Below are 3,566 nucleotides of genomic sequence, written 5' to 3' on the forward strand. Positions count from 1 at the left end.
CGCTTATTTTGCTGAGCGAGAATGGTCGGTGATGCAGGATTCGAACCTGCGACCCGCGGGATTAAGAGTACCCAAACCAAGTGCGCTTATTTTGCTGAGCGAGAATGGTCGGTGATGCAGGATTCGAACCTGCGACCCCTTGGACCCAAACCAAGTGCGCTACCAAGCTGCGCCAATCACCGACAATGAGAACTCAGGGAAAAGATGGGGTGGATGATGGGGTTCGAACCCACGACAACCGGAATCACAATCCGGGGCTCTACCAACTGAGCTACAACCACCACTGAAACTGACTTGCGCTTATATGGCGCGCCCGATAGGATTCGAACCTATGACCCACGGCTTAGAAGGCCGTTGCTCTATCCAACTGAGCTACGGGCGCACAATCGAAACCCTACCAAGAATGGAAATCTTAAATGGTCGGTGATGCAGGATTCGAACCTGCGACCCCTTGGACCCAAACCAAGTGCGCTACCAAGCTGCGCCAATCACCGACAATATTGCACTGCTGCAACGGGGCGGAATATTAACGCCCGCCATGCACAGCGTCAAACCTTTTTTTAGGGATTTCGCTTAATTGGCGATTATTTGAGCCTATAGCACTCTTCATTGCAGATATTGCTCTGTAAATAGTCTCAAGATGGAGTTCTGCCAGCAGCTGTGCGAAAATATGTTTCTCTTATTTGCAGCAGGAATAGCGTTGGCATGACAGCACAGATTATCGATGGCAAGGCAGTTGCCCAGGCCACCAAAGACAAAGTAGCCGCTCAGGTGCGGGCAAGGGTCGCCGCGGGTAAAAGAGCACCCGGTTTAGCCGTGGTGCTGGTGGGGTTAGATCCGGCGTCTCAGGTCTATGTTGGCAGTAAACGCAAAGCCTGTGAAGAAGTCGGCTTTCATTCGGTGTCCTATGATTTACCCGCCAGCACCAGCCAGCAACAGTTACTGGAACTGATTGACAGCCTGAATGCGGATAATACTGTCGATGGCATCTTAGTGCAGCTGCCGCTGCCAGCAGGGCTGGATGTATCGGCTATTCTGGAGCATATTGCCCCGCACAAAGATGTCGATGGCTTTCATCCCTATAATATAGGCCGCTTAGCCCAGCGCATGCCGGCACTGCGTCCTTGCACGCCTAAAGGCATTATGACTCTGCTGCAAAGCACCGGGGTCAATATTAAGGGGATGGATGCAGTGGTAGTAGGTGCCTCAAATATCGTTGGCCGGCCGATGGCGCTGGAATTGTTACTGGCCGGATGCACCACCACCGTATGCCATAAATTTACCCGCAACCTGGAGCAACAGGTGCGTCGGGCCGACTTACTGGTGGTAGCCGTAGGACGGCCAGACTTTATCCCCGGCGATTGGATTAAACCCGGTGCACTGGTGATTGATGTCGGCATCAACCGCCTTGACTCCGGTAAGTTAGTCGGTGATGTTGAATATAGTAGCGCGGTAAAGCACGCTCGCTATATTACACCGGTACCGGGTGGCGTGGGCCCGATGACCGTTGCCAGTTTAATCGAAAACACACTGGAAGCCTGCGAGCTGTATCACGACAAGCATTAAGTTTTTATCTAAAAAAAACCGCTTTTCAGCGGTTTTTTTGTTTCTAAGCACGTCGCCAGCTGGTGACGCCATTTTTATCTTCAACAATAATACCTTTGCCGGTCAGCGCAACGCGCGCGGCATCAGCGGCAGCCCAGTCTTTGTTAGCACGGGCGTTATTTCGCTGCGCGATTAATGCTTCTATCTCTGCCACGTCACCGGCCGAGGTGCCTGCTTGTAAAAACTGCTCGGCATCACCCTGCAACATTCCCAAAGCACCGGCTAATAGTTTTAACAGTGCCGCCAGCTCAGCCGCTTTAGCTGGCTCAGTTTCTTTAACACGGTTAATTTCCCGTGCCAGCTCAAATAACACCGGCAAGGCTTCCGGGGTATTAAAATCATCATCCATTGCCGCTTTAAATTGCGCAATATAGGGGCTTTTTAAATCAATGCTATGACTTGGCGTGACATTGCGCAGCGCCGTATATAAGCGAGCCAGCGCAGCATGCGCCTGTTCCAGATTTTCTGCGGAATAATTTAACTGGCTGCGATAATGGCTGGATAATAAAAAGTAACGCACGGCTTCTGCATTATATTGTGCCAGCACATCTTTCACGGTAAAAAAATTGCCGAGTGATTTTGACATTTTTTCTTTATCTACCTGCACCATACCAGTGTGGATCCAGGTATTCACGTATTTGTGACCATGCGCACAGGTTGACTGGGCAATTTCGTTTTCGTGATGCGGAAACTGCAGATCAGAACCCCCACCGTGAATATCAAAATGCTGCCCCAAATGCTTAGCACTCATCGCCGAGCATTCAATATGCCAGCCCGGACGGCCATTACCCCAAGGCGAAGACCAGTACGGCTCGCCCGGCTTGGCGCCTTTCCACAACACAAAATCCAGCGGGTCATCTTTATTGTCGGCCACCTCAACCCGCGAGCCCGATTGCAGCATCTCCAGGTTTTGCTGACTTAGCTCGCCATAAGCTTCATATTTACTAACATCAAATAGGACATCTCCGTCTGCGGCAACATAGGCATATCCTTTGGCAATCAGGGTTTCAATCAGCGCGATAATGTCGGCCATATGGGTGGTGACCCTTGGCTCAATATCAGCCGGCAATAAGCCTAACGCTTTAAAATCGGCATGCATCGCCTCGGTAAAACGGGCGGTTAACGCATCGCAGCTTTCGTTATTTTCTGCTGCGCGTTTGATAATTTTATCGTCTACATCGGTAATATTGCGTACATAGGTCACGTCAAAGCCAGAAAAGCGCAGGTAGCGATTCATCACATCAAAGGCGACATAGGTACGGGCATGGCCAACATGGCAAAAATCATAAATGGTAATGCCGCAGACATATAGGCCCACTTTACCCGGTTCAATAGGAGTAAATACTTCTTTTTTGCGGCTTAAGGTATTGTAGATCTGTAACATTGTTATCCTCTGAAACGGCGTAATAGGGGATTTTTAATAAGCGTGATAGTGTATCACTGGCCAAAGCCAACCGCTATCCTTGCTTTATGAATTGCTTGGCCTGAGGTAGAATGGCAGCAATTAAACTGAGGACATTGATTATGATTAACTTACATACCAACTATGGCGTGATTAAATTAAACCTGTTTGCTGACAAAGCGCCGGTAACCGTAGAGAACTTTATCAGCTACGTAAAAGACGGTTTTTTTGATAACACTATTTTTCACCGGGTGATTAATGGCTTTATGATCCAAGGCGGTGGCTTTACCGCTGATATGCAACAAAAAGAAACCAAAGCCGCGATTAAAAACGAAGCCAATAATAAAGTGCCTAATACCAAGGGTACTATTGCTATGGCCCGTACCAATGATCCACACTCTGCTACCTGCCAATTTTTTATTAACGTTGCAGACAATGACTTCCTGAATTTCAGCTCTGAAACCAGCTCAGGCTGGGGTTACTGCGTGTTTGGTGAAGTGGTTGAAGGCATGGACGTGATTGATGAAATTAAAAAAGTCGCGACCGGTCGTAATGCGGG

General features: G+C 49.1%; 3 protein-coding genes and 4 tRNA genes. 2 read left to right on the top strand and 5 right to left on the bottom strand.

Annotation, left to right across the window (positions count from 1 at the left end; translation table 11 throughout):
• Positions 1-105: 105 nt before the first annotated feature.
• The 4 genes from V7D78_RS12475 to V7D78_RS12490 all read right to left on the bottom strand — a co-directional run bounded on the left by V7D78_RS12475 (position 106) and on the right by V7D78_RS12490 (position 494).
• Positions 106-182: transfer RNA gene (locus tag V7D78_RS12475), tRNA-Pro, on the bottom strand.
• Between the two features lie 23 nt (positions 183-205).
• Positions 206-281: transfer RNA gene (locus tag V7D78_RS12480), tRNA-His, on the bottom strand.
• A gap of 24 nt (positions 282-305) precedes the next feature.
• Positions 306-382, bottom strand: a tRNA-Arg gene (locus V7D78_RS12485).
• A gap of 35 nt (positions 383-417) precedes the next feature.
• Positions 418-494: transfer RNA gene (locus V7D78_RS12490), tRNA-Pro, on the bottom strand.
• A 211-nt stretch (positions 495-705) separates the two neighbouring features.
• Between V7D78_RS12490 and folD the strand changes: the two genes are divergently transcribed.
• On the top strand, positions 706-1,566 hold the full coding sequence (gene folD / locus V7D78_RS12495; RefSeq protein WP_333608783.1) for a bifunctional methylenetetrahydrofolate dehydrogenase/methenyltetrahydrofolate cyclohydrolase FolD: 861 nt from the start codon (positions 706-708) through the stop codon (positions 1,564-1,566).
• Positions 1,567-1,609: 43 nt separating this feature from the next.
• Here the strand turns inward: folD and cysS are convergent, their stop codons facing one another.
• Complete coding sequence (cysS, locus tag V7D78_RS12500) at positions 1,610-2,989, bottom strand: cysteine--tRNA ligase (RefSeq protein WP_333608784.1); 1,380 nt, start codon at positions 2,987-2,989, stop codon at positions 1,610-1,612.
• 140 nt (positions 2,990-3,129) lie between these two features.
• Here cysS and V7D78_RS12505 point away from each other — a divergent pair.
• A partial coding sequence (locus V7D78_RS12505) for a peptidylprolyl isomerase (protein ID WP_333608785.1) occupies positions 3,130-3,566 on the top strand: 437 nt, incomplete at its 3' end.

The sequence above is a fragment of the Arsukibacterium sp. genome (assembly GCF_036735525.1).
In the GTDB taxonomy this organism is placed as follows: domain Bacteria; phylum Pseudomonadota; class Gammaproteobacteria; order Enterobacterales; family Alteromonadaceae; genus Alishewanella.